We start from the raw sequence: 25,381 nt of genomic DNA on the forward strand, positions 1-25,381 counted from the left end.
TGCGATGAACGACCTGCTCGTCCGCCTCGTCGGGCAGCGAGACCTCCCACGAGCGCTGGCAGCCGTGACCGCTGCAGTGCTGCTCGTGGGCGTCTTCACCCTCGGGGTGCGCGTGGGCAGCTCGGGCGACGACGATGCCTCGCCGGCACCCGCCCCGAACGAGACGACGACCACGGCCGCCGCAGGCCCGCCCGACACCACGGCCGCGACACCGGCACCGCCCCCACCCGACGTTGCCGCCCTGCCCGCCGTGCCCGCGGTGCCGAGTCCGAACGGCGTCGCCGCGGGCGCCCGCTCGGTGGCCTACGAAGGCGGCATCTCCGGCATCGCCTCCGTCAAGCTGCGGGGCAACCAGGCCATCGAGTTCACCGGCCAGTTCGTCGACGGCGCGGGCACGCGGCGGCGGGGCACCGTGCGGGGCAGTGGCCCCGAGGTCCACGTGGCGGGCAAGGCGCTCGACCTCACCGTCGTTGGCGAACTGCGCATCCGGGGCACCACAGTGCACCTCACCCGCGGGACCATCCAGGTGGCCTCCTCGGGAAACGTCACCGCCGCCGCGGGCTCGTTCACCTTTCAACCGGCTTTCGACCCCAACGCCCCGCGCACCACCAGCAGCCCGCAGCCGACCGACGTGCCCGGCCCGGTGACGCTGGTGAGCGAGCCCGGGGTCACCGCGGGCATCTCGGGCGGCGAGGCGGAGTGGGTCGACGCGCCCGCCACCCTGCGCGCCACAGGCAAGGACCGCTCCACCTTGTCGTGGGCGGGACCGGGTGTGGTGCGAGCCGCGGGCCGCGACCACAAAGGCGAGTTCCTCGGCGTCAAGGCGTCCGCTCTGGAAGTCACCATCGAACGGCTGCCCGGCGGCGTGCGGCTGCGGGGCACGGCCACGTTCCTCCAGGTCTTCGCGGACGGACTCCCCACGCTGCCCGGCCAGGGCCGAATGCGGGTCAAGCGCACGCCCGGGCAGGTGGCCCGCGGCACCAACGGCTCGTTTACGTGGGCACCGGAGAACGACGGCAAGACCGACTTCGTGATGACCCGCATCAAGCCCGGCAATGCCGAGGCGGCGTGGGTGTCGCTGGGCCTCGACAAGCTTCCGGCCATGTGCGGGGGCGAGGAGTGCCCGGTGAAAGGCGGCGACACCACCGGCTTCCGCAGCGGCCGAGGCATCAACGCGGTGATCCGACCCGGCACCGGAGACGAACGCGACATCCGCTTCGCCGTGCCTGCCGACGCCGCCTTGGGACGCCACCAGATCGTTGTCGTCGTGGAGGGCAACTTCGAGCCCATCCGGGTCGTCGTCGAGTTCGAGGTGGTGGCCACCTCGCCCACCACCACTCGTTAGCGGTCTAACCGGCTCAGGCGGGGTAGCGTGCGCTCGATGAGCGTCCTCACCAGGAACAACGTGACGCTCTCGGGCCAGGAGGCGGGCCAGCCCATGCTGTTCGCCCACGGGTTCGGGTGCGACCAGAACATGTGGCGCTTCGTGGCCCCGGCCTTCGAGGACGAGTACCGCATCGTCGCCTTCGACCACGTGGGGTCGGGCAACTCCGACCTGTCGGCGTGGGACCCCGAGCGCTACGGCAGCCTGGAGGGATACGCCGCCGACATCCTTGAGATCTGCGCCGAGCTCGACCTCCGGCACGTGATCTTCGTGGGCCATTCGGTGAGCGCCATGATCGGTGTGATCGCCGCCCTGAAGGAACCCGACCGCTTCGCCCGGCTGGTGATGGTGGGGCCGTCGCCCCGCTACATCAACGACGACGACTACGTGGGCGGGTTCAGCGCCGAGGACATCGAGGGGTTGCTCGAATCGCTCGACAGCAACTACCTGGGTTGGTCGAGCGCCATGGCGCCGCTGATCATGGGCAACGCCGATCGGCCCGAACTGGGCGAGGAGCTGACCAACAGCTTTTGTCGCACCGACCCGGCCATCGCCCGCCACTTCGCGCACGTCACGTTCACGTCCGACAACCGCCACGACCTGCCGCGGGTGACGACACCGTCGCTGGTGCTGCAGTGCTCCGAGGACGTCATCGCCCCGCACGCCGTGGGCGAGTACGTGCATCAGCAGATCCCCGGCAGCGAGCTCAAGGTGCTGCAGGCGACGGGGCACTGCCCCAACCTGAGCGCACCCGACGAGACGGTGGCCGCCGTCAAGTCGTTCCTGGCGAGCGGCTGAGCGCTTGGTCGACGAGCCTCTCGCCGAGCTGCTCGAGGACAGCGCCGAAGACCTCTACGAGAACGCGCCCTGCGGGTACCTGTCGACGCGACCCGGCGGGCTCATCGTCAAGGTCAACCGCACCTTCCTCGACTGGACCGGCTTCGAGCGCGACGACCTGGTGGACAAGGTGCGGTTCCAGGACCTGCTGACGCCGGGCGGCCGTATCTTCCACGAGACCCACTACGCCCCGCTGCTGCGCATGCAGGGGACAGTGCGAGAGATCGCCGTCGAGATCGTCTCCGCCGAGGGCCAACGCCTGCCCGTGCTGGTGAACTCGGTCATGAAGACCGACGACGACGGCAACCCCCTGCTCGTCCGGACCACGGTGTTCAACGCCGCCGACCGCAAGGCCTACGAGCAGGAGCTGTTGTGGGCGAGGCAGAAGGCCGAGCGGTCCGAGGCCCGGGTCCGCATCCTGCAACAGGTGGTGGCCGACCTGGCTGCCGCCGCGGGCGTGGCCGACATCGCCGACGTGACGGTGCGAGCCGCAGGCGACGCCTTCGGCGCAGGCGGCAGCGTCGCCTGGTTGCTGGATGCCGACCAGGACGTGCTGGTGCGCGTCGCCTCCACCGCCTTCCCCGACGCCGAACTGCAACGCCTTCCCGCCTCGGAACCACTGGCCCAGGCCATCCTCGACCAGCGCGACCTCGTGGTGGCGACCACCGACGACGACTATCACGTCGTCGGTCCGGCCATGGCCGGCGCCGGTTTTCCGGCCTTCGCCGCCGTGCCGCTGCTGGCCGACGATCGCGTGCTCGGCATGATCGCCTTCGGGTTCCGTGAGGCGCGAACGTTCGCCCCCGACGAAGCCGACCTGCTGCGCACCTTGGGCCGCCACGCGGGCCAGGCTGTCGAGCGAGCACGCCTCTACGAAGCAGAGCGCCGCCTACGGCGCCGGGCCGACGTGTTGCAGCGGGTGACGGCCTTGCTGGCCGCCGCCTTGGCGCCCGACCAGATCGCCGCGGCCGTGCTCGACGAACTGGGCCACAGCATGGGCGCCGACGCCACCGCCTTCGCAGTGGTCGACGGCGACAACAGGCTCCGTGTGCTGAGCGGCCGGGGCGACCTGCAGCCGGCGGGCGACCCGCGGGAGGCGTCGTTCACGGAGGCGCCCTGCGCCGAGGCGGTCGTGCCGCTCATGGTGGAGGGCCGCTCGATCGGCTTGCTGGCCTTGGGCTTCGACGGGCCGCGCCGGTTTTCCAAAGAGGAGCGGACGTTCCTGCTCGCCATCGGCACCCAGTGCGCCCAGGCGCTCGAGCGGGCGCGGCTGCACGAGGAGACGGCGCAGCGGGCCGAGCGGGCGGCCTTTTTGGCCCGCACCAGTCGCCTGCTCGACGAGGTGCCGCGGCTGGCCCAACGGGCGCGCCGCCTGGTCGAGCTCGTGGTCCCGACCGTGGCCGACTGGGCCGCCGTCGACATCGGTGGCGAGCGGGTGGCCGCGACCTCGGGCGAGCAACCGCCGTCGCCCGACGTCGCCACCTTGCCCCTCCAGGCGGGCGGCGAGGTGTTCGGGGCCTTGGTGCTCGTCCGCACCGACGGCCCCGCCGCCGAGTTGTCGTTCGTGCTCGACCTGGCCGACCGCACCGCCATCGCCTTGGAGAACTCCCGCCTCTACGAACAGCAGCGCGACGTGGCGCATGCGCTGCAGCGCAGCATGCTGGCCGGTGCGCCCCCGGAAGACCCCCGCATCGCCATCGCCAGCCGGTACCGGCCTGCGGTGGAGACGTTGGAGGTCGGCGGCGACTGGCACGACGCCTTCTGGGTGGGCGCCGACCGCATCGGCATTGTCGTCGGCGACGTGGTGGGCCGCGGCATCGAAGCGGCCACAGCCATGGGCCAACTGCGCAGTGCGTTGCGGGCCTTGGCGGGCGCCGACCTCGGCCCCGCCCAGGTGTTGGAGCGCCTCGACGTCTTCGTCGAACAGGTGGAAGCGGCGCGGGTGGCCACCGTCGTCTACGGCGAGCTCGACGTGCGCAACGGACGGCTGCGGTATGCGTGCGCGGGCCATCTGCCGCCGGTGCTGGCCGAGGTCGACGCTCCCGCCCGCTTGCTGTGGGAGGGCCGCTCGGCTCCGCTCGGCGTCTACCCGGCCCGCATGGCGCGCGACGAGGCCACCTGCACGCTGGCGCCCGGTTCCCGGTTGTTGCTCTACACCGACGGCTTGGTCGAACGTCGAGGACAGGCGCTCGACGAAGGCCTCGACGCCTTGGCCGCCGAGTTCGACCGTCGGTGCGGCGCGCCGCTGGCGACGATGGTCGACGAACTGACCGATGCCCTTCTGGCCGACGAGGAGACAGGCGACGACGTCTGCCTCCTCTGCGTGGAACGCCGCTGATCGACTACGCGACGTCGCGCGTGGCGAAGGCCGCCGTGCCGCCGCCGACGATCGCCGCCACGACGACGAGCAACAGGAGGGCGCCCGCCGCGGGCTGCAACAGGCCGGGCTCCGGTGTGGCCGCGGTGAGCAGGGAGCGGGCGCCGCCGCCGGGCATCCACTTCGACAGCGACGGGTTGCGCAGCACGACAGGCAGGACGTTCTCCACGACCGTCGACCACACGACGGCACCGACCACCGCGGCCGTCTGGTCGCGGACCAAGGCACCGAGGCCGACGCCCAGCGCGGCGTACGCCACTGCCACGGCCACCACGGCGGCGGCCGTGGCCAGCGAGTCGGCGCCGAACGGGGCGGCGTCGACGCCCGCCGAGCGCAGGACGGCGGCGCCCAAGCCGAGGGTGACGGCGCTGACGGTCACCGCCAAGGCAACGGCGAACCCGCTCACCGCCGCCAGCTTGGCCACCAGCACCTGTCGGCGCCGGGGGGCGACGAGCAACGTGGCAGGCAGGGTGCCGTGGCGCACTTCGCCCGCGGTGGCCAGCACGCCGACGACGAGCACGACGAGGGCGACCACGAAGCCTTGGCCGCGCACGGCTTGGGGCAGCATCTCCGGGTTCCAGTCGGCCTTGGTGGCGGCGGGCGCCGCCCATGCGGGGCCGAGCGACACGAGGGCGATGCCCACGGCGGCGAGGCCGAGGCCGGCCACCGATCGCAGGGTTCGCAGCTTGCGGGCTTCGGCACGAACGAGGGACCAGTTCACGATGCACTCCTTTCGGTGAGGGCGAAGTAGACGTCTTCCAACGAGGGTTCGAGTGGGCGCAGTTCGTAGACCACGAGGCCGGCGTCGGCCACGGCTCGGCCCACCTCTTCGGCGGAGGCGCCCGACACCACCAAGCCCTCGCCGTCGCCGTCGCCCGTGGCGGTGATGCCGCGGCGCGCCAACGCGTCGGCCAGTGCCGCGGCCTGCGGCGTGCGCACGTGCAGGCGGTCGGCGCCGAGGCCGGGCAGTTCGCGCAACGGCGAGGAGGCGACCAACCGCCCGCCCGCGATGACGAGCACGTCGTCGACCGTCTGGGCCACCTCGCCCAACTGGTGGCTCGACACCAGCACCGTGCGGCCCTCGTCGCGCAACGAACGCAGCAGTCCCCGCAACCACTGGATGCCTTCGGGGTCGAGCCCGTTGGCGGGCTCGTCGAGGACGAGCACCTCGGGGTCACCCAGCAGTGCCGCCGCCAATCCCAAACGTTGGCGCATGCCGAGCGAGTACGTGCCGACCCGCCGTCGGGCGGCGCCGTCGAGCCCGACGAGGGCGAGCACCTCTTCGACACGCCGGTCGGGCACGCCTGCTGCTGCAGCCAGGGCTCGCAGGTGGTCGCGGGCGCGCCGGTCGGGGTGGAACCTCGGCTCCAGCACGGCGCCCACCGTGCGCGACGGCGCAGACAGTGCGGCAAAGGGAACGCCGTCGAAGTGCGCCGTCCCGCTCGTCGGCCTGGCCAGGCCCAGGAGCATGCGCAGCGTCGTCGTCTTGCCCGCTCCGTTGGCGCCGAGGAAGCCGGTGATGGAGCCGGGCTCCAGTCGGAAGGAGATGTCGTCTACGGCGATCACGTCGCCGAAGCGTTTGGTGAGCCTGTCGGCCACGATGGCGGGCACCGCCGCCTCCTCGTCCGTACCCGGCGCACCGGCCGGCTACGAAGGACGGTACGGACGGGGCCGTCGCGCCGAATCCGCCCGAACGCGATTCTTGCCGTACGTCGAGCGACGTATGTCGTGGACTCAGCGGCCGTGGGGCCGCACCAGACCGGTCTCGTAGGCGAGCATCACCAACTGCGCCCGGTCGCGTGCATGCAGCTTCGCCATGATGCGCCCCACATGGGTGCGGGCGGTGGCCGGGCTCATGGCCAAGTCGGCGCCGATCTCGTCGTTGGAGCGTCCGGCGGCCACCGATGCGAGTACCTCGCGCTCGCGATCGGTCAGCACGTCGAGGGCGGGGGCGGAGGTTTGCGGCGGCTGCGGGCGACGGGCGAACTCCTCGATGAGCCGACGCGTGACCGCGGGCGCCAGCAGGGCGTCGCCGGCGGCCACCACGCGCACGGCGGCGAGCAGGTCTTCGGGGGTGACGTCCTTGAGCAGGAAGCCGCTGGCGCCGGCCTGCAAGGCGGCGTAGACGTGTTCGTCGATGTCGAACGTGGTGAGGATGATCACCCGCACGCCCGCGGTGGCGGCGTCGCCGGTGATGCGGGCGGTGGCCTCGATGCCGTCGAGCACGGGCATGCGGATGTCCATCAGGAACACGTCGGGGCGTTCGATGCGGGCGAGCTCGATCGCCTCGTCGCCGTTGGCTGCTTCGCCCACCAACGCCAGGTCGGGCGCCGAGCCCACCATCACGCCGAAGCCGGCGCGCACCAACGGCTGGTCGTCGGCCACGGCGACGCGGATCGTCATGCGGGATCCCGCAAGGTGGCGACCACCCGGAAACCATGGTCGGGAAGCGGGCCGGCCTCCACCGAACCGCCGTAGACGGCGACCCGTTCGCGCATGCCCACGAGGCCCAGGCCGCCGCCGTCCGGGGCCGGAGGTCGGGCGGCGCGACCGCCGCCGTCGTCGGTCACGTCGATGCGCATGCCCTCGTCGTCGTACGCCATCACGACACAGACCGTGGCACCGGGAGCGTGCTTGCGCACGTTCGTCAGCACCTCCTGCACGATCCGAAAGGCGGTGAGCTCGGCGCCGGGGGAGAGGGGCCGGCGAGCGCCCTCCACCCGCATCGACACCGGCAGGCCCCCGTCGGCCGCTTGGGCGATGAGCCGGTCCACGTCGCCCAGTCCGGGCGCGGGTTCGCGGGTCTCGTCGCGTCCCTCGCCGTTCTGGCGCAGCACGCCGAGCAGGCGCCGCATCTCGTCGAGCGCGCCGCGGCTGGTCTCTTCGATGGCGACGAGAGCTTGGCGAGCTCGCTCGGGGTCGTGGTCGACGACCAGCCGTCCCGAAGCGGCCTGCACGGCCACCACGCTCATGGAGTGGGCGACCACGTCGTGGAGCTCGCGGGCGATGCGCAAGCGCTCCTCGGCCGCCGCCCGCCGGGCCACCTCGGCCTGCGTGCGTACGAGCTGCACCGCCCGGTCGCGGTGCAGCGCCAGCACTTCTCGTCGCCGCCGAGCGCTGTCGCCGAAGAGCCACGCTGCGCCCAAGGCGATTCCGTCGCCCACGATGGTGGATAGGTCGACGTCTTGGGGGAGCAAGGCGACGACGAGGGCGGCTTCGATGAGGACGAGGGCGAGGAGCCCCTGTCGCCGGGGGAGTTCGGACGCCGCCGTGTAGGCGACGACGAGCGGGGCGGGGCCGAGGATCACCAGCGGGTTATCGCCTGCTGCCACGGCGACGGCCGAGGCCAACGAGACGGCGAAGGCCGCCGCCGGCCACCGCCTGCGCAGGGCGAGCGACGCCGTGTGCACGACCGCCAAGGCGGCGGCGGTGTCGGGGAGGTTCGGCAACCCCGTCATCAAGGCGATCGACAACGCCGTGGCCGCGGCTGCCAGTGCGATGTCGGCTGCCCACTGTCGCCGGGTCACGTGTTCACCATACGGACACGCTTCGTCGCCCGCATCCACCTCGCCGCGTACGTCGAGCGGCGTAGTGCCTCAGTTGCCCTGGACCTGCTTTGTCATCTGTTCGGCGATGTCGCGGAGCTTGACGTTGAGCCGCTGCGAGGCGCGGCGCAGCAGCTCGAAGGCCTCGTCTTCGCCGATGCCCTGGCGCACCATGAGGATGCCCTTGGCCTGCCCGATGACGTCGCGGGTCGCCATGCCTGTGCGCAGCTCGGCTTCCCGCTGCGCATGCGAGAGCGCCACCGCGGCGTGGGCGGCGAAGACGGAGCCGACCGTGACGGCTTCCTCGTCGAAGGCCTCCGTCTTCCGGGAGTAGAGGTTGAGGGCGCCCATGGTGCCTTCCTGCACGAAGAGCCGGAACGAGAGCATGCTGCGCACCCCGGTCTCGTCGACCGCCCGTTGGGCGAAGCGGGGCCAGCGCTCCTCCGTGGCCAAGTCGTCGGCGAGCACGGTGTCGTGCTCGCGAATCGACATCAGGCACGGGCCTTCGTTCGCCTCGTACTGGATGGCGTCGACGGCGACGGGGGTCTCGTCGCTGGCCGCGGGCGTGCTGATCGTGCGACCTTGGATCAACGACACGCCTGCGTGGTCGCAGCCGTCGATGGTCTGGACCGCCAGTTCGCAGATGCGGGTGAGGGTCGCCTGGACGCCCTCTTCGGCCTGCAGGGATCTCGCCACCTCGGCCAGTGTCTCGGCTAGTTCGGTTGCCCGTTCGTCCGCCACCCGGTGCCCCCTTGCAAATGACCCCTCGGCAGGAGTCTATGAGGGGTGCTACTCAGCGGCTACTGCGGAGCACGATCTGGCTCTGCGTGGTCTTGGCCACCAGCGTGCCCTTGTCGTCGGTGAGCTCGGTCTCCACCACGATTATCAGGCCGCCGACCCGCAGCGGCCGGGCCTGCGCCCCAACGGTGCCCGAGCGCACGGCGCCGAGGAAGTTGGTCTTCGACTCCACCGTCGAGGTGCCGGTTGTGCCCTCGGGGAGGTTGAAGAAGGCACAGGCGCCGCCTGCGGAGTCGGCCAACGCCATGAGGGCACCGCCGTGCAGCAGGCCGCCGCTGGTACACAGCTCGGGTCGCCAGTCGAGCTCGAGGTGGACGAGGTCCTTGGAGCTGGCCACCACCCGGAAGCCCAGCGTCTCGGTCAAGGGCATGGCCTGATGGATGAAGCCCGTGAGTTCGTCTGCCATGCCACGGAGCATGCCACCTACGCTCCGCCTCCGATGCCTCTCGTGCCGGTCGACAACCCTGAAGACGAGCGCTTGGCGGTCTACACCGGCCTCACCGACGGCGAGCTGCGGCGTCGGGGCGACGCCTTCGTGGCGGAGGGCGTGCTGGTGATCCGCCGGCTGCTGGAGTCGCGCTTCCCGGTGCGGTCGCTGCTGGCCACGCCCAACCGGCTCGACCCGGCGTGGGCGGCGCTCGACGTGCCCGTCTACGTGGCCTCGCAGGAGGTCATGAACCAGGTCGCCGGCTTCGACATCCACCGGGGTGCGCTGGCCGCCGGCGCCCGGGTGCCGCTGCCGCCCGCGGCATCGCTGCTCGACGGCGCCCGTCGGGTGGCCGTGCTGGAGGGAATCAACGACACCGAGAACATGGGGGCGTTGTTCCGCAACGCCGCCGCGTTCGGCCTCGACGCCGTGCTGCTGACGGCCGACTGCTGCGACCCGCTGTACCGCCGGGCCGTGCGGGTGTCGATGGGCAACGTGCTGCACGTGCCGTTCACGGTGGTCGACGGGCTCGACGACTTGCGGGGGTTCACGACCGTGGCGCTGACGCCCGCAGCCGACGCCGAGCCGCTCGGGCCCGTTCCGGGGCCCGTGGCGTTCCTGGTGGGCGCCGAGGGCTCCGGCTTGCGGGCTGAGACCCTGGCCGCCGCCGACCGTCGCATGCGCATCCCCATGGCGCCCGGCGTCGACTCGCTCAACGTGGCCACCGCCGCCGCTATCGCCTTTTACGCGCTCGGGAGTACATGGCGTACGGATTCCGTACGCCATGTACTCGGGAGTTAGAGGGGGCGCGAGGGGGAAACATGACGGCATGGTCAAGCCCCAGCAACCAGAGCTCGCACGCAGTGGACGCGGGGAGGTCGACCCCAGCGCCGTGAAGGCCCGCCACGGCGGCCCCACCGACACCACCGAGTCTCCCGCCCCGGTGCCGGACGACAACCTCCCCGGCCACCACCCCGAAGCCGAGCAGGACAAGCCCGACGTCACGCCGTTAGCCGCGCCACGCGGGCGGCGGGGCGCCGCCAGGCCCAAGGCAACGCCCAAGGCCAAGCCCACGGCCACAGCCAAGGCGGCAGCACCGGCCGTCGAGCCGCCGCGCCGGGCGACATTCGCCTTCGCTTTCGACGTGCGCATGGCGCTGGCTGCCCTGCCGTTCGGGGTCACGCCGTTCACCACCGGGCTCGACATCGCCGACGGCGAGTTGCGGGTCCGCTTCGGCCCGTGGTCGCTGCGCACGCCGCTCGACAACATCGAAGGCGCCGAGGTCACCGGCCCCTACACCTGGTTCAAGGTCGCCGGCCCGGCCCACCTGTCGTTCAAGGACATCGGCCTCACCTTCGCCACCAACGCCAACCGCGGCGTGTGCATCCGCTTCAAGGAGCCGGTGGCGGGCCTGGTGCCCAAGGGCCTGCTCAAGCATCCGGCCCTCACCGTGACCGTCGACCGCCCCGACGATCTGGTGGCCGCGCTCACCCCGGTAGCGTCGGCCCATGGACAAGCCTGACGTCACCATCCCCGAGGGGCAGCCGCCCACCGACCTCGGCATCGAGGATCTCAGCGAGGGCGACGGCCCCGAGGCCGCCGCAGGCCAGGCCGTCGACGTCCACTACGTCGGAATCTCCTGGTCGAGCGGCAAGCAGTTCGACGCCTCGTGGGACCGGGGCCAGCCGTTCTCCTTCCAACTAGGCGCGGGCCAGGTCATCCCCGGCTGGGACCGGGGCGTGGCGGGCATGAAGGTCGGCGGCCGCCGCCGCCTCACCATCCCGCCCGAACTGGGCTACGGCTCTCGCGGCGCGGGCGGCGTCATCGCCCCCAACGAGACGCTGGTCTTCGTAGTCGACCTGTTGGGCGTTCGTTAGGCGCCGCCGCCGGGCAGAACGGCGGGCATGACGAACGTGGAGATCGGCTACTGGATGTCGAGCGAGGAGCACTCGCCCAACGACTTGGTTCGCAACGCCACGCGCGCCGAGGAGCTCGGCTTCCCCAGCGCCATGATCTCCGACCACTTCCACCCGTGGCTGTCGCAGCAGGGCCACAGCCCCTTTGTGTGGTCGGTGCTCGGCGCCATCGCCCATGCCACCGAGCGCCTGCGCATCGGCACCGGCGTCACTGCGCCCATCCAGCGCACCCACCCGGCCATCGTGGCCCATGCCTCGGCCACCGTTGCCGCCATGATGCCGGGCCGTTTCTTCCTCGGCGTGGGCACGGGCGAGCGCCTCAACGAGCACATCACCGGCGAGCACTGGCCCACGCCCGACGAACGCCGCGACATGCTCGAAGAAGCGGTCGACGTCATCCGCAAGCTCTGGACCGGCGACCGCATCTCCCACCGCGGCCGCTACTACACGGTGGAAGAGGCCGAACTGTTCACCCGCCCCGAGGAGCCGCCGCTGATCGTGGTGGCGGGCAGCTCCACAGTGAGTGCCGACCTGGCGGGCCGCATCGGCGACGGCTTCGTGGGCGTTACCCCCGACGCCGAAGTCATCACAACCTTCGAGGAGAGCGGCGGCGCGGGCAAGCCGAAGTTCGGCCAGGTGTCGATCTGCTGGGCGGAGGACGAAGAGGCCGGCCGCCGCACCGCCCACCACATCTGGGCCAACACCGGCCTGCAGGGCGCGCTGTCGACAGAGCTGTCACGGCCCAAGGACTTCGAGGCGGCGGTGGCCAACGTCAGCCCCGACGACGTGGCCGAGTCGGTGCCGTGCGGCCCTGACCCCGAACGCCACCTCGAAGCGATCATGCAGTACGTCGAGGCCGGCTACGACCATGTGTACCTGCACCAGATCGGCCCCGACCAAGAAGGCTTCTTCCGCTTCTGGGCGGACGAGTTGCGGCCCCGCCTCGATCAGCGAGTGGCGCGAGTGGCGTAGTCGTCGGGGGCGGCGGGCTTGATCATCAGGTCGAACGCCGCCCAGATCGTCTTGGAGAACGGGTAGAAGGCGATCGGCGCCGCCACCATCAGCGGCACGGCGATGGCGCACAACAACAGCAGCGGCGGGTCGGGCAGCGTCAGCACGAACGACACCAGCAGCATCACCCCGAGCACGCCCTCGGTGGTGGCGAAGTTGATGAGGATGGCGCCGAGGAAAAAGGCGTCGGCGCCGCGCCGCTCGAACCGGTAGCTGCACGTGGGGCAGTGCGGTCGCATGGCCAGCCACGAGGTGAACAGGCCGCCGCCCCCGCACAGCGGGCAGTGCCGTGTCAGGCCTCGGGCCAACATCCGCCACATGCCCCCGTTCTATCCGTTCTGGTCCGGTAATCCCGCGCCACAGCGCGGGATTACCGGACCAGAACGGCCTCAGTCGGGCGGGGCCAGCTCGACCTCGACGGTCACCTCGGGCGCCTCGCCGAACTCGACCTCGGTAACCGTGCCCGCGTCGCGCACGTCGTCGAGGGCCAAGCGCAGCGCGGCGGGGGCGCCGACCCGCAGCCGGGCCACCGGCGCCCGCATCGACACCTTGGCCTCGCTCTTGGCCTTGCGCACGGCAGCGAGCACCTCGGTGGCCACCGCCAGCACCTCGCCCGAGGCATCGCCCGCGGCGGCCCGCAGCGGCTCGACGGACGGCCACTCCGCCTGGTGGACCGAGCCGTCCTGCCACCACGACCACACCTCTTCGGTGACGAAGGGCAGGAACGGGGCGAACAGCCGCAGCAGGGTCGACAGGGCCTGCGACAAGGCGCCGACGGCCGACTCGCCGCCAGGCCCTCCGGCATACGCCCGGTTCTTCACCAGTTCGAGGTAGTCGTCGCAGAACGCCCAGAAGAACGCCTCGGTGCGCTCCAGCGCCCGGGCGTAGTCGTAGCCCTCGAAGGCGACGGTGGCCTCGTCGACCAGCGCGGCCAACCCGGCCAGCAGGTCGCGGTCGACGGCCTCGGTGACGGCGCCCGCGGTCGACGGCAGCGACAGCACGAACCGCGAGGCGTTGAGCACCTTGGTGGCCAGCCGCCGCCCGACCTTCATCTGCCCTTCGTCGAAGGCGGTGTCGGTGCCCGGCCGCCCGTTGGCCGCCCAGTAGCGCACGGCGTCGGAGCCGTACTGCTCCAACAGGGCGATGGGCGTGACCACGTTGCCCTTCGACTTCGACATCTTCTTGCGGTCGGGGTCGAGGATCCACCCTGAGATCGCCGCGTTGCGCCACGGCACCGAGCCGTGCTCGAAGTGCGAGCGCACCATGGTGGAGAACAGCCAGGTGCGGATGATGTCGTGGCCTTGCGGGCGCAGGTCCATGGGGAAGACCCGGCCGAACAAGTCGGGGTCGTCCTCCCACTGGCCCGCGATCTGCGGGGTCAACGACGAGGTCGCCCACGTGTCCATGACGTCGGGGTCGCCCACGAAGCCGGCGGGCTGCCCACGCTGCGATTCGTCGTAGCCCTCGGGCACGTCGCTCGACGGGTCGATCGGCAGCTGCGACTCGTCGGGCACCAGCGGCGCCGAGTAGTCGGGCTCGCCGTCGTCGCCCACCGGGTACCAGACGGGGATGGGCACGCCGAACCACCGCTGGCGCGAGACGAGCCAGTCGCCGTTGAGCCCGCCGACCCAGTTCTCGTAACGCGACTGCATGTAGGGCGGGTGCCACTGCAGTTCCTTGCCGCGGGCCTGCAGCGCCCCGCGCACGTCGTCGTCGCGCCCACCGTTGCGGATGTACCACTGCCGGCTGGTGACGATCTCCAGCGGGCGGTCGCCCTTCTCGTAGAACTTGACCGGGTGGGTGATCGGCCGCGGGTCGCCGACCAGTGCGCCCGACTCGACCAACAGTTCAACGACGCGCTTCTGGGCCTGCTTGGCCGTCTTGCCGGTGAGCTCCGACCACGCCTCGTTCTCGGGCACGCCCGCCGGCGCGGCGGCGACGATGCGCCCGTCGCGGCCGATGATCGAGCGCACCGGCAGGTCGAGCTCGCGCCACCAGGTGACGTCGGTGAGGTCGCCGAAGGTGCAGATCATGGCGATGCCCGACCCCTTCTCGGGATCGGCCAGCTCGTGGGCCAGCACCGGCACCTCGACGCCGAACAGCGGCGTGCGCACGGTCGAGCCGAAGCGGGGCTGGAAGCGGGCGTCGTCGGGGTGGGCGACCAAGGCGACGCAGGCGGGGATCAGCTCAGGCCGCGTGGTCTCGATCTCGATGTCGTCGAAGCGGATGCGGTGGTAGGCGCCGGGCATCTCCCGGTCCTCCAACTCCGCTTGGGCCACCGCGGTGCGGAAGTCGACGTCCCACAACGTCGGCGCCTCGGCCGAGTACGCCTCGCCCCGCGCCAGGTTGCGGAGGAACATGCGCTGCGATGCTCGCCGCGACCGGTCGTCGATGGTCGTGTAGGTGTGGGCCCAGTCGACCGACAGCCCCAGCCGGCGGAACAGGTCCTCGAAGGCCTGCTCGTCCTCGGCGGTCAGCCGGTGGCACAGCTCGATGAAGTTCTGCCTGCCGATGGGCAGTTGGTCCTTGCCCGGCTTCTCGGGCGGCTCGAACCCGGGGTCGTGGGCCACGCTCGGGTCGCAGCGGACGCCGAAGTAGTTCTGCACCCGGCGCTCGGTGGGCAGCCCGTTGTCGTCCCATCCCATGGGGTAGAAGACGGCCTTGCCCCGCATGCGGTGGAAGCGCGCCGTCACGTCGGTGTGCGTGTAGGAGAAGACGTGCCCGACGTGCAGCGAGCCGCTCACCGTGGGGGGTGGCGTGTCGACCGCATAGACCTCCTCACGAGGCCGGTCGCGGTCGAAGGAATAGGTGCCCGCGTCGGACCACGCCGCGATCCACTTCGGCTCGAGGCCGTCGAGCGATGGTTTTTCCGGGACGTTGGGCGTCATCGGGGCGTTACGGTACTTGCGTGCTGCGCCTCCACGACACTGCATATGGAACCGTCCGCGAGCTGACGCTGCGCGATCCCGGCCGGGTGTCGATCTACGTGTGCGGCCCCACCGTCTACGACGTGCCCCACATCGGCCACGGCCGCGCCGCGCTCACCTACGACATCCTGCGGCGGTACCTGGAGTGGACAGGCCTCGCCGTCGACCACGTGTCGAACATCACCGACATCGACGACAAGATCATCCAGCGGGCCAACGAGCGGGGGCGCAGCGCGGACGACGTGGCCGCCGAGTTCGAGCAGGCATGGTGGGACGCCGTCGACGCCCTCGGCGTCCTGCGGCCCACCCACGACCCCCACGCCACTGCGTTCGTCGACCGCATGCTGGAGCTCATTGGTGAGCTCATGGCGGGCGACATGGCCTACGAGACCGACGACGGCGTGTACTTCGTGAGCGAGTCGGTGGCCGACTACGGCCTCCTCGCCCGCCAGACGCTCGACTCCCTGCGCAGCGGTGCGCGCGTCGAGGTGGAGGAGCAGAAGCGCTCGCCCCTCGACTTCGTGCTCTGGAAGAAGGCCAAGCCGGGCGAGCCGTCGTGGGAGTCGCCGTGGGGGCCTGGCCGTCCCGGCTGGCACACCGAGTGCGTCGTCATGTCGCTCGACCTGTTGGGCGACGGCTTCGACCTGCACTCGGGCGGGCTCGACCTCATGTTCCCCCACCACGAGAACGAGCGGGCCCAGGCCGTCGCCCTCGGCCACGCCTTCGCCCGCCACTGGATGCACCACGCCTTCGTCGAGGTGGGTGGCGAGAAGATGTCGAAGTCGCTCGACAACTTCACCTCGCTCACCGACCTGCTGGCCCGCCACGACGCCCGCGCCTACCGCTTGCTGGTCCTGCGATCGCACTACCGCTCGCCCATGGAGGTGACGCCCGAGACGATGGCCGACGCCGAGTCGGGCCTCGATCGCCTCGACTCCTTTGCGCGTCGCTTCAAGCCGACGTCGACGGCAGACCAGGGCGCGCTCGACCGGTTCCGCGAGCTCATGGACGACGACCTGCGCACGCCCCAGGCCGTCGCCCTCCTGTTCGACCTGGTGGGCCAGGCCAACGCCTCCGACGACGCCGCCGCGGCGGCCGCGGCCTACGAGATCGCCGGTGCGATGGGCCTCGAACTGCGGGGTGCAGCCGACGAGGTCGACGCCGAAACGCACGCCCTCATGGCCGAACGCGACGCGGCCCGAGCGGCCCGTGACTTCGCCCGAGCCGACGCCATCCGTGATGCATTGCAGTCGCTGGGATGGGTGGTCGAAGACACCGCGGAGGGCACCAGAGTTCATCGGTGACGGGCGGACGATTTGCTGTTACCGTTCGCGGCTGGGGAATCGCCAAAGGCAGTCCCCTGGACCCAAGCAACGTACGAAGGGGGATCGCCACAGTGGCGACCGGAACTGTGAAGTGGTTCAACGCCGAGAAGGGCTTCGGGTTCATCTCGCAGTCCGATGGGGCTGACGTGTTCGTGCACTTCAGCGCCATCCAGATGAATGGCTACCGCGCCCTCGAAGAGGGGCAGGCTGTCGAGTTCGAGGTCCAAGAAGGACCGAAGGGCTTGCAGGCTGCCAGCGTGCGTCCCATCTAGGCGAAGCATCAGCCCACGACAACGTAGAAAGCGCCCGGCCGATTCGGCCGGGCGCTTTCGTTTGCTTCAACTTCGGACCAGCGGCAGCAAGGCCTTCTAAAGCAGAGGAACTGTCTGCGTCGGCAGCTGGCTGCCGCCGGTCTCGATGGTGACGGTCTTCTGGTCGTCGGGCGGGGGCGGCGGGGTGCACGGCTGTGCCGTCGGGCCGACCTTGATGCCGGCGCACGAGCCCTCGCCGGCACCGGCGCCCACGGCCGCCGTGGTGCCGCCCGCGTTCACGGTGACCGTCAGCTGCGCCAGGGGCGTGGGGGGCGGCGGGGGAGGGGGTTCTTCCTCGCCGGGCGGCGGCGTTGTTGTTGTTGTGCCTGTGCCTGTGCCTGTGCCTGTGCCTGTGCCTGTGTCGTCGTCGTCGCTGGAGAAGTCGTTGTCGAAGGCAACGCCGTCCTCGTCGTCGAAGCCGCGCACGCGGTCGGGCGTCTCGTCGTCGGTACTCGACGAGAACCCGGAACCGCCCGACGCCGTGGTGGCGAAACCGCCGATCGACGACGCGGGCACGAACGACACCGCAGGCGGTGCCGCCAACTCTGCACTGGGACCGTTGCTGGGCCGGCCGCGGCCGCCGCGAGGCGTGTCGGGCTGGCCGAAGACACCGACGCCGACAATGCCCGCGGCGAACAGGCCGACGGAGGCGACCGCCAACGGGCGCTGGGCCTTGAGCAGCCACGCCGGTGTGCTCGCTGTCGCCGCTGCCGTGGTGGCAGTCGCCGCCGAGGCGGAAGCCATCGAGTACTTGGAGGCGGCCAGGGCGGCGAGCCCGAGGGGGAAGGGGATGATGACGCGGCGCAGGTTGGAGCCCAGTTCCTCCAACGCAGCCAGGCGCTCCCGGCAGTCCTCGCAGCCCGCCAGGTGCTGGTCGACCTTGGCCAGGTCACGAGGGGCCAAGGCGCCTGCGGCATAGGCGCCGAGGCGGTCGACCGTGGTGCGGCAGCCGTCGTCGACGCCCCGGTCGGTGAGGTGGGCCTGGAGGAATCGCTCGCGCAGCCCGGCCCTGGCCCGGACGGCCAACTGGGCCACGCCGTTGGCGGACACGCCGAGCATGCCCGCCGCTTCGCGGGCGGGGATACCTTCGACCTCAGTGAGCCACAGCACCGAGCGCCAACGTTCGGGCAGGCCCGAGAAGGCGGCGGCGACCATGGCCACGTCGGCCTTGTCGAGTGCAGCTTCCGACGGCAGGTCACCGGAAGGGGAGTCGAACACCTGGTGGTCGCCCGTCGGCTTCACCCGGCCGGTGCGGCGGTGCACGTCGAGGGCGGCGTTGCGGGTGGCGGTCAGCAGGTACGAGCGGAAGTTGGCGTTCTCGCGGAGGCGGCCCGCAGGCAGCGCCTTGAGCACCCGGGTGAAGGCCTCGGCCACGGCGTCGGAGGCGTCTTCGGCGTTGCGGGTGACCGCTTGTGCGACCCGCCAGGCCGCCTGCGCGTGGCGCCGGTACAGCTCCTCGAACGCGCCCAGGTCGCCCTCGGCGGCCAGGCCCGCCAGGGTGCTGTCGGCCACGGTGGGGTCGATCGCCAGCGTGGTGGTCCGGTTACGACCCATGAAACCTCCGTGAGGGACCGCCTACGCGCGAACAGTGGTGACACTTCGGCGCCGGAGCCTAGGGTTCCTGCGCATTCGGACTTGACGGACATTGCCGGCGGGCCATCTGCTGTCGCCCGTGCGCACGAGGCCGAAGACCGGGAGTTCGTTGCCCCCGGGCTTCGGGACCATCTGGATGTGCGTTGCACTCGACCTGGTGGGGTTCGGCATCGTGCTCCCCATCCTGCCCCTCTACGCCGAGGAGTTCGGGGCCCGGGCGCTGTCGGCCACCGGCTTGGTGGCCGCCTTCTCGGCCGCCCAGTTGGTGTTCTCGCCCATCTGGGGGCGGCTGTCGGACCGGGTGGGGCGCAAGCCCATCCTGGTGCTGTCGTTGGCGGGCACGGCGGTGGGCAGCCTGCTCACCGGGCTGGCGGGCTCGTTGACGATCCTGTTCGTGGGGCGGGTGGTCGACGGGATCTCCGGCGCCAGCGTGTCGGTGGCCCAGGCGTCGGTGGCCGACATCGCCCCGCCCGAGCAGCGGGCCCGCTTGCTGGGGCTGTTGGGGGCGGCCTTCGGGTTGGGGTTCGTGGCCGGCCCTGCCATCGGGGCGCTCGCCGCCCTGGGCGACCACCGCATCCCCTTTTTCATCGCCGCCGCCCTGGCCGCCGTCAATGCCGTGGTGGCGTGGCGCCGCCTGCCCGAAACCCACCCCAACCGCCGTTCTGGTGGGGGAATCGCGCGCCAGGGCGCGCGATTCCCGGACCAGAACGAGGTGCCGCGGTCGTGGCGGCGGCGGGGGGTGGCCGAACTGGTCATCGGCGCCTTCGTGTCCCTCACCGCCTTCAGCGCCTTCGAGGCCACCTTCTCCCTCTTCGCCGAGCGCCGCCTCGACCTGCAGTTGGCGTCGATCGGCGGGCTGTTCGCCGCCGTCGGGCTGGTGCTGGCCTTGGTGCAATGGCGCCTGCTCGGCCCGGTGGTCGACCGGCTGGGCGAGGCGGGCACCTTGCGGCTGGGCCTCGTGCTCAACGGCGTGGGCCTGGCGATGCTGGCCGCCGTCCATTCGTGGGCGCTGCTGGTTCCCACGCTGTTGTGCCTCATCGTGGGGCAGGGGTTCGTGACGCCCACGCTGTCGTCGATCCTGGCCGGACGCGTGCGGGCCGACCGGCGGGGCACGGCGCTGGGCGTCCAGCAGGCGGCGGGCGGGCTGGCTCGGGTGGCGGGCCCGATCCTCGGCGGGGCGTTGTTCGAGCACGTGGGCGTGCCCGCGCCCTACATCGTGGGTGCCGGTCTCATGGCGGTCGCCGTGGTTATCGTTGCACCGGCGCTGCAAAAAGAGGTCTAGCCACCGCCGCAGGCGTCATGTTACTGTCCGGTAACTAAGCCAATCCGCCGGAGCCGAGCTTCCGGCCGCCCGCACGAGGTCGCCACCTTCGATGTCCGAATTCTCACTCGAGCTCAACGAGGACCAGCTACAGATCCAGAAGTGGGTCCACGACTTCGCTGAGAACGTCGTCCGCCCCGTCGCCTCCGAGTGGGACGAGCGCGAAGAGACGCCTTGGCCCGTGATCGAGCAGGCCGCCGAGATCGGCCTGTACTCCTTCGACTTCATCGCCAACGCCTTCGGCGACCCGGCCGGGCTGCTCCTGCCCATCGTCATGGAGGAGATGTTCTGGGGTGACGCAGGCATCGGCCTGTCGATCTTCGGCACCACCCTCGGCGTGGCGGGCATCTTCTCCAACGGCACCGCCGAGCAGGTCATGGAGTGGGTGCCCCAGTGCTTCGTGGGCGAGAACGGCAAGCTGAACATGGCCGCCTTCGCCGTGTCGGAGCCCGACGCCGGCTCCGACGTGTCGTCGCTGCGCACCCGGGCCGTCTACGACGAGGCCAAGGACGAGTGGGTGCTCAACGGCACCAAGACGTGGATCACCAACGGCGGCATCGCCGACATCCACGTGGTCGTCGCCTCGGTGGAGCCCGAGCTGGGGTCGCGGGGCCAGGCCAGCTTCGTCGTGCCGCCCAACACGCCCGGCCTGTCGCAGGGCCAGAAGTTCAAGAAGCACGGCATCCGGGCCTCGCACACGGCCGAGGTCGTGCTCGACGACGTGCGGGTACCGGGGCGCTGCCTGCTGGGCGGCAAGGAGAAGCTCGACGAGCGCATTGCCCGGGCTCGTGAGGGCAAGAGCGCCAAGACGCAGGCCGCCATGGCGACCTTCGAGGCGTCCCGCCCCGCGGTGGGCGCCCAAGCCGTGGGCATCGCCCGCGCCGCCTACGAGTACGCGCTGGAGTACGCCAAGGAGCGCAAGCAGTTCGGCAAGGCGATCATCGAGAACCAGGCCATCGCCTTCAAGCTGGCCGACATGAAGACCTCGATCGACGCCGCTCGGCTGCTGGTGTGGCGGGCCGCGTGGATGGGTCGCACAGGCAAGCAGTTCACAGCGGGCGAGGGCTCGATGTCGAAGCTGTTCGCAGGCGAGACCGCCGTGCGGGTGACCGAGGAAGCCATCCAGATCCTCGGCGGCTACGGCTACGTGCGGGAGTACCCCGTCGAGCGTTGGCACCGCGACGCCAAGATCTACACGATCTTCGAAGGCACCTCCGAGATCCAGCGGCTCGTCATCAGCCGGGCCATCTCCGGAGTGCACGTCAAGTAACGGCAACGCCGCACCACGTGGCGTAGGTTCTGCGCCATAGCACGGTCAGGGGTGCTGCGGTTCTTCCTGGTGGCGGGGGCCGGCTTCGTGGTGGCCGGCCTCTTCGCCGTCCAGTCGGGCAACGAGGGCGCAGGCATCGCGGGCGGCACGTTCCTGATGATCGGCGTGATCTGGGTGCTCGTCGCCGTCGGTGTCGGCGGCTTCTACGCCAAGCACGCCAAGAAGCAGGCGGACGACCGCCGCCTCTACGAGACCGGCAGCCGCGCCCGCGGCGTCATCGAGGAGGTCGAGCAGACGGCGACGTCGATCAACGACATGCCGGTGTTCAACCTCGTGGTGCGCATCGAACTCGAAGGCGGTGACTCGTTCGTGCACCGTCGTCGGCTGGTCACGCCGACCAGCGCCATGCCCGTGCCGGGGCAGGTGGTGAACGTGGCCTACGACCCGCGGGACCGCACCCGCGTCGCCTACGAGACGCGGCCCGGGCTCGCCGCCCTTCCCGCCGAGGTGCTCGCCGTCCGCTCGGCGGGGGGCAGCAACCTCGACGACCTGGAGCGGTTGGCCCGGCTGCGCGACCAGGGCGTGCTCACCGAGGACGAGTTCCGCGAGCAGAAGGCCCGGTTGCTGGAGGGCTGACGCCCGCCCGTATCGTGGGCGGCCATGCCTCGCCGTACCAAGATCGTCGCCACCATCGGTCCCGCCTCCGACTCGCCCGACACGCTGCGGGCCATGATCCGGGCGGGCATGGACATGGCGCGCGTCTCGTTGTCGCACTCGTCGCTCGACGAGGCCATCGCCACGGTGGCGCGGGTGCGGGCGGCGGCCGACGCCGAGGGGTGCGTGATCGGCGTGCTGGCCGACCTGCCGGGGCCGAAGGTGCGGGCGGCGGAGTTCCCCGAAGGCGGCGCCCACCTGGCCGAGAACGCCGTGGTCGAACTGGTGACCGACGGGACGGCCAGCAACGACACCCGCATCGTCGTCGACTACCCGATGCTGCTGAGCGAGATCGAAGCGGGCGACACGGTGGCGCTGGGCGACGGTGCGATCTCGTTGCGCATCACCGACGTGCGGGCCGAGCGGGCGATTGCGCAGGTGGTCACCGGCGGGTGGGCGCAGGGGCGGCCCGGCGTGGCGCTGCCACCCGGGCGGTTGACGGTGTCGTCGCCGACGGCGGAGGACCTGCGCCTGCTGGCGGGCTTGGCCGAGGCCGCGGTCGACGCCGTGGCCATCTCGTTCGTGCGGGGGGCGGGCGACATGGTGCGGGCCCGCAACTCGCTGGGCTCGGGCGGGCCCATGTTCGTGGCCAAGATCGAGACGCAGGAGGCGGTCGACGACGTCGACGACATCATCGCCGTGTCCGACGCGGTGATGGTGGCTCGCGGCGACCTCGGCATCCGGTGCGCGCTGGCCGACGTGCCGCACCACCAGAAGCGCATCATCCGCACGGGCGTGGCGTACGGGCGGCCGGTGATCACCGCCACGCAGATGCTGGAGTCGATGGTGCGGGCGCCGACGCCGACCCGGGCCGAGGTGAGCGACGTGGCCAACGCCGTGTTCGACGGCACCTCGGCGCTGATGCTGTCGGGCGAGTCGGCCATCGGGCGCCACCCCGTGGCCGCGGTGGCCACCATGGCGGAGATCGCCGAGCGGGCCGAGCGCGAGTTCGACTACGACACCTGGGGGCGCACGCTCGGGCGCCAGCAGACACAGGACGCCGCCGACGCCCGGCCCCACGCCCGCATCACTGCTGCGGTGTCGGCCGCGGCGTGGCGGGCGGCGTCCGACGCGGGGGTGGCCGCCATCATCGCCTGCACCAACAGCGGCGCCACCGCCCGGGCCATCTCCCGCTTCCGCCCCACAGCGCCGGTGCTCGGTTGCACGCCGTCGCCCCGCACGGCCCGCCAGCTCACGGTGGCGTGGGGCATCACGCCGATGGTGATGGAGTACCAGGGCACCACTGACGACATCGTGTGGTTCGCGGTGGAGCGGGCGGCCAAGGAGGGGTTGGTGCAGCCGGGCGACCTGGTCGCCGTGCTCGTCGGCTCGCCCACCGACCTCGAACCGGTGACCGACAGCCTCCGCCTGGTCCGCGCCCGCTGAGGCGGCGCTGCCAGAACGACGTCAGTCGACTCGCACTCGGTCGCGCAGCCAGGCGGCTAGCCATCCTTCGTCGACTTCTCGGGCAGCTACGGCCTGCATGGCTGCCTCCGCCTCGTCCACGTCGGGCGGGTCGGGGTCCCAGGCGCAGTCGTTCAGGTCCAGGAACATCACCAACGTGGCCCACGCTGCACGCTTGTTGCCGTCGGGCAGCGGGTGGTTCCACGCGAGGCGGCAGGTCACAACGGCGGCCTTGTCGACGAAGTCCGGGTAGAAGTCGTCGTCGCCGAAGCCTGCGGCGGGCGCATGGAGCGCGGAATCGGCGAGGTCGAGCCGGGCGGCCTTGGCGAGGACGGCGGCCTCTGTCCCGGTTACCTGCTCGGCCAGCCATAGGTACTCGGCCAGGCTCAGGTAGCGGGTCACCGGGCGAGTCGGTCCAGCAGTTCCTTGTCTCGCTCCAAGAGCTTGCGGGCCCGCTTCGTGAAGTCCTTGTCGGCCCGGACGCGCTCGATCTCGCTGGTGAGCGACTCGACGATCAGCGCGTTCACGCTCGTGCCCTTGACGCGGGCGACGGCCTCCGCCTCGTCGGCCAGTTCGTCGGGCAGTCGGACAGTCGTTTGTTTCGTCACGACATCATGGTATCGCGAATACATGTGCGACGGTTTCCGTCGCACATGTACTCGGGGCGTAGACTGCCGGGCTTCGGAGGGGAGTAGCCCCAAAGGGGACGTCGTCATCACGGCCGAACGTTCGGCCCGGCGCCCCACCCGCCTCGTTTCGGGCGGCGAGACCTCCGCTGCTTTCGGAGGAACGCGTTCCCATGTCGCTGCTCGCAGCCGATACCGGCCCCGCTGCCGGTGAGTTCGCCACAATCGACGCCCCGCCGTGGGCGTGGGCGGCGCTGATCGGCTTCGTCGTCGTCCTGCTGGTGGCCGACCTGCTCATCGTCCACCGCAAGCCCCACGAGGTCACCTTCAAGGCGGCAGCCGTCGAGTCGGCGGTGTGGATCGCCATCGGCCTCGGCTTCACCGGGGTCATGGCCTTCTGGCACGGCGGCACGGCGGCGGGCGAGTACCTGGCCGGCTACCTGATCGAGAAGAGCCTCTCGGTCGACAATGTCTTCGTCTGGGCGGTGATCTTCGGCTTCTTCGCCGTGCCCAAGCGCTACCAGTTCCGGGTGCTCTTCTGGGGCATCTTCGGGGCGCTCGTCCTGCGCGCCATCTTCATCTTCGCCGGCGTCGCCCTGCTCGAGGCCTTCGACTGGATCCTCTACGTCTTCGGCGCCTTCCTCCTCTACACGGCCTGGAAGATCTCTCGCCACGAGGGCGCCGAGGTGCATCCGGAGTCGAGCGTCGTCATGCGCATCGTGCGCCGGGTCGTTCCCTCCACGCCGGAGTACGACGGGCAGAAGCTCTTCACCCGCCGCTCGGGCAAGCTGCTGGCCACCCCGCTGTTTGCCGTGCTGCTGCTGGTGGAGACCACCGACGTCGTCTTCGCCGTCGACTCCATCCCCGCCATCCTCGCCGTCTCCCGCGAGCCGTTCATCGTGTTCGCCTCGAACGCCTTCGCCATCCTCGGCCTGCGGGCGCTGTACTTCCTGTTGTCGGGCATGGCGGGCCGGTTCCGCTACCTCAACCAGGGCTTGGGCGTCATCCTCGCCTTCGTCGGGGTGAAAATGATGATCGTGGAATGGGTCCACTTCCCCACGTGGGTCAGCCTGACCGTCATCGCCGTGGTGCTCGCCGTCACCATCTGGGCGAGCCTGCGGGCCGAACGCCGTGAGCTCGCCCAAGGAGGCGACGCTTGAACCTCAAGGACGTCGTCGCCCGCGGCGTTACAACCGCGCACGCCGCCGTCTTCCGGCTGACCGACGGACGGGTGGGCGGGAAGCTCTTCGGGATGCCCACGCTCCTGATCACCACCACGGGGCGCAAGAGCGGAAAAGCCCGCACAACCATGCTCACCACGCCGATGCACGACGACGACACAGTGGTGCTGGTGGCGTCGTACGGCGGCGACTCGCGGCACCCCACGTGGTTCCTGAACCTGCGTGACAACCCCGACGTCGAAGTGGTGCTGGAGGGACGCACGCGGCGCATGAAGGCACGGGTGGCCAGCGCCGAGGAGAAGGCGACGCTGTGGCCGCAGGTCATCGCCGGCTACAAGGGCTACGACGCGTATCAGCGCCGCACCGACCGCGACATCCCCGTGGTGATCCTCGAACCATGACCCGGCCGGTGGC

Annotated in this window: 26 protein-coding genes; 15 read left to right on the plus strand and 11 right to left on the minus strand. The window is 71.1% G+C overall.

All coding sequences use genetic code 11. The annotated features are described in order from the left end of the window. Nucleotides 1-4: 4 nt before the first annotated feature. Genes VM938_10970 through VM938_10980 form a run of 3 tightly spaced genes read left to right on the plus strand, consistent with a single transcriptional unit; the run spans nucleotide 5 to nucleotide 4,559 of the window. Nucleotides 5-1,345 carry a hypothetical protein gene (locus VM938_10970; protein HVF75560.1) on the plus strand — a complete coding sequence of 447 codons (1,341 nt, stop codon included), beginning with the start codon at nucleotides 5-7 and terminating at the stop codon, nucleotides 1,343-1,345. A 36-nt stretch (nucleotides 1,346-1,381) separates the two neighbouring features. After that, on the plus strand, nucleotides 1,382-2,182 hold the full coding sequence (locus VM938_10975; protein HVF75561.1) for an alpha/beta hydrolase: 801 nt from the start codon (nucleotides 1,382-1,384) through the stop codon (nucleotides 2,180-2,182). A gap of 4 nt (nucleotides 2,183-2,186) precedes the next feature. Beyond that, a complete protein-coding gene (locus VM938_10980; protein HVF75562.1) occupies nucleotides 2,187-4,559 on the plus strand; it encodes a SpoIIE family protein phosphatase in 2,373 nt (790 codons plus the stop codon). A gap of 4 nt (nucleotides 4,560-4,563) precedes the next feature. Here VM938_10980 and VM938_10985 read toward each other — a convergent pair whose 3' ends face one another. The 6 genes from VM938_10985 to VM938_11010 form a co-directional block, all read right to left on the minus strand. Further along, nucleotides 4,564-5,319: a hypothetical protein gene (locus tag VM938_10985; protein ID HVF75563.1), complete on the minus strand. Its 756-nt coding sequence runs from the start codon at nucleotides 5,317-5,319 to the stop codon at nucleotides 4,564-4,566. After that, entirely contained in the window at nucleotides 5,316-6,209 is an 894-nt protein-coding gene (locus VM938_10990) for an ABC transporter ATP-binding protein (protein HVF75564.1), read from the minus strand. The genes VM938_10985 and VM938_10990 overlap by 4 nt, the downstream gene beginning before the upstream one ends. Nucleotides 6,210-6,332: 123 nt before the next feature. Continuing rightward, the gene (locus VM938_10995) at nucleotides 6,333-7,001 is read right to left on the minus strand and encodes a response regulator transcription factor (GenBank protein ID HVF75565.1); all 669 of its coding nucleotides are present in this window, start codon (nucleotides 6,999-7,001) and stop codon (nucleotides 6,333-6,335) included. After that, on the minus strand, nucleotides 6,998-8,125 hold the full coding sequence (locus tag VM938_11000; protein HVF75566.1) for a sensor histidine kinase: 1,128 nt from the start codon (nucleotides 8,123-8,125) through the stop codon (nucleotides 6,998-7,000). Before VM938_11000 ends, VM938_10995 begins: the two co-directional genes overlap by 4 nt. Before the next feature lie 69 nt (nucleotides 8,126-8,194). After that, complete coding sequence (locus VM938_11005; protein ID HVF75567.1) at nucleotides 8,195-8,884, minus strand: GAF and ANTAR domain-containing protein; 690 nt, start codon at nucleotides 8,882-8,884, stop codon at nucleotides 8,195-8,197. Nucleotides 8,885-8,936: 52 nt separating this feature from the next. Beyond that, the gene (locus VM938_11010) at nucleotides 8,937-9,347 is read right to left on the minus strand and encodes a PaaI family thioesterase (protein ID HVF75568.1); all 411 of its coding nucleotides are present in this window, start codon (nucleotides 9,345-9,347) and stop codon (nucleotides 8,937-8,939) included. Between the two features lie 33 nt (nucleotides 9,348-9,380). Between VM938_11010 and VM938_11015 the strand changes: the two genes are divergently transcribed. The 4 genes from VM938_11015 to VM938_11030 are packed head-to-tail and all read left to right on the plus strand — an operon-like array spanning nucleotide 9,381 to nucleotide 12,256. After that, on the plus strand, nucleotides 9,381-10,169 hold the full coding sequence (locus VM938_11015) for an RNA methyltransferase (protein HVF75569.1): 789 nt from the start codon (nucleotides 9,381-9,383) through the stop codon (nucleotides 10,167-10,169). Between the two features lie 28 nt (nucleotides 10,170-10,197). Continuing rightward, complete coding sequence (locus VM938_11020; protein HVF75570.1) at nucleotides 10,198-10,890, plus strand: hypothetical protein; 693 nt, start codon at nucleotides 10,198-10,200, stop codon at nucleotides 10,888-10,890. After that, entirely contained in the window at nucleotides 10,877-11,245 is a 369-nt protein-coding gene (locus VM938_11025) for an FKBP-type peptidyl-prolyl cis-trans isomerase (GenBank protein HVF75571.1), read from the plus strand. The genes VM938_11020 and VM938_11025 overlap by 14 nt, the downstream gene beginning before the upstream one ends. 27 nt (nucleotides 11,246-11,272) lie before the next feature. Continuing rightward, nucleotides 11,273-12,256 carry a TIGR03557 family F420-dependent LLM class oxidoreductase gene (locus VM938_11030; GenBank protein ID HVF75572.1) on the plus strand — a complete coding sequence of 328 codons (984 nt, stop codon included), beginning with the start codon at nucleotides 11,273-11,275 and terminating at the stop codon, nucleotides 12,254-12,256. Here the strand turns inward: VM938_11030 and VM938_11035 are convergent. Both VM938_11035 and valS read right to left on the minus strand, forming a co-directional pair. Further along, nucleotides 12,232-12,615 carry a DUF983 domain-containing protein gene (locus tag VM938_11035; GenBank protein ID HVF75573.1) on the minus strand — a complete coding sequence of 128 codons (384 nt, stop codon included), beginning with the start codon at nucleotides 12,613-12,615 and terminating at the stop codon, nucleotides 12,232-12,234. The two genes, VM938_11030 and VM938_11035, sit on opposite strands and share 25 nt — an antisense overlap. 69 nt (nucleotides 12,616-12,684) lie before the next feature. Beyond that, entirely contained in the window at nucleotides 12,685-15,183 is a 2,499-nt protein-coding gene (gene valS / locus VM938_11040) for a valine--tRNA ligase (GenBank protein ID HVF75574.1), read from the minus strand. Nucleotides 15,184-15,203: 20 nt separating this feature from the next. Here valS and cysS point away from each other — a divergent pair, with 20 nt between their 5' ends. Beyond that, complete coding sequence (gene cysS / locus VM938_11045; protein ID HVF75575.1) at nucleotides 15,204-16,526, plus strand: cysteine--tRNA ligase; 1,323 nt, start codon at nucleotides 15,204-15,206, stop codon at nucleotides 16,524-16,526. A 92-nt stretch (nucleotides 16,527-16,618) separates the two neighbouring features. Next, nucleotides 16,619-16,819 (plus strand): cold-shock protein, encoded by a 201-nt coding sequence (locus tag VM938_11050; protein ID HVF75576.1) that lies wholly within the window; start codon nucleotides 16,619-16,621, stop codon nucleotides 16,817-16,819. Nucleotides 16,820-16,915: 96 nt separating this feature from the next. On the opposite strand, the gene VM938_11055 is transcribed toward VM938_11050, so the two are convergent. Continuing rightward, entirely contained in the window at nucleotides 16,916-18,412 is a 1,497-nt protein-coding gene (locus VM938_11055) for a sigma-70 family RNA polymerase sigma factor (GenBank protein HVF75577.1), read from the minus strand. 148 nt (nucleotides 18,413-18,560) lie between these two features. Between VM938_11055 and VM938_11060 the strand changes: the two genes are divergently transcribed. The 4 genes from VM938_11060 (at nucleotide 18,561) to pyk (ending at nucleotide 23,142) form a co-directional block, all read left to right on the plus strand. Beyond that, entirely contained in the window at nucleotides 18,561-19,733 is a 1,173-nt protein-coding gene (locus VM938_11060; protein ID HVF75578.1) for an MFS transporter, read from the plus strand. A 91-nt stretch (nucleotides 19,734-19,824) separates the two neighbouring features. After that, nucleotides 19,825-21,042, plus strand: coding sequence for an acyl-CoA dehydrogenase family protein (locus VM938_11065; GenBank protein HVF75579.1), 1,218 nt, complete (start codon nucleotides 19,825-19,827; stop codon nucleotides 21,040-21,042). A gap of 51 nt (nucleotides 21,043-21,093) precedes the next feature. Further along, complete coding sequence (locus tag VM938_11070; protein ID HVF75580.1) at nucleotides 21,094-21,678, plus strand: SHOCT domain-containing protein; 585 nt, start codon at nucleotides 21,094-21,096, stop codon at nucleotides 21,676-21,678. Between the two features lie 24 nt (nucleotides 21,679-21,702). Next, on the plus strand, nucleotides 21,703-23,142 hold the full coding sequence (pyk, locus tag VM938_11075; GenBank protein HVF75581.1) for a pyruvate kinase: 1,440 nt from the start codon (nucleotides 21,703-21,705) through the stop codon (nucleotides 23,140-23,142). A gap of 21 nt (nucleotides 23,143-23,163) precedes the next feature. Here pyk and VM938_11080 read toward each other — a convergent pair whose 3' ends face one another. Both VM938_11080 and VM938_11085 read right to left on the minus strand, forming a co-directional pair. Beyond that, nucleotides 23,164-23,562, minus strand: coding sequence for a Fic family protein (locus VM938_11080; protein HVF75582.1), 399 nt, complete (start codon nucleotides 23,560-23,562; stop codon nucleotides 23,164-23,166). Beyond that, nucleotides 23,559-23,768, minus strand: a complete 210-nt coding sequence (locus tag VM938_11085; protein HVF75583.1) for a YlcI/YnfO family protein — start codon at nucleotides 23,766-23,768, stop codon at nucleotides 23,559-23,561. The genes VM938_11080 and VM938_11085 overlap by 4 nt, the downstream gene beginning before the upstream one ends. Nucleotides 23,769-23,959: 191 nt before the next feature. On the opposite strand from VM938_11085, the gene VM938_11090 reads away from it, so the two are divergent. Further along, nucleotides 23,960-24,946, plus strand: coding sequence for a TerC family protein (locus VM938_11090; protein ID HVF75584.1), 987 nt, complete (start codon nucleotides 23,960-23,962; stop codon nucleotides 24,944-24,946). Then, on the plus strand, nucleotides 24,943-25,368 hold the full coding sequence (locus VM938_11095) for a nitroreductase family deazaflavin-dependent oxidoreductase (protein ID HVF75585.1): 426 nt from the start codon (nucleotides 24,943-24,945) through the stop codon (nucleotides 25,366-25,368). The genes VM938_11090 and VM938_11095 overlap by 4 nt, the downstream gene beginning before the upstream one ends. The last annotated feature ends 13 nt before the right edge of the window (nucleotides 25,369-25,381 follow it).

The sequence above is a fragment of the Acidimicrobiales bacterium genome, from assembly GCA_035536915.1.
GTDB lineage: Bacteria > Actinomycetota > Acidimicrobiia > Acidimicrobiales > JAHWLA01 > JAHWLA01.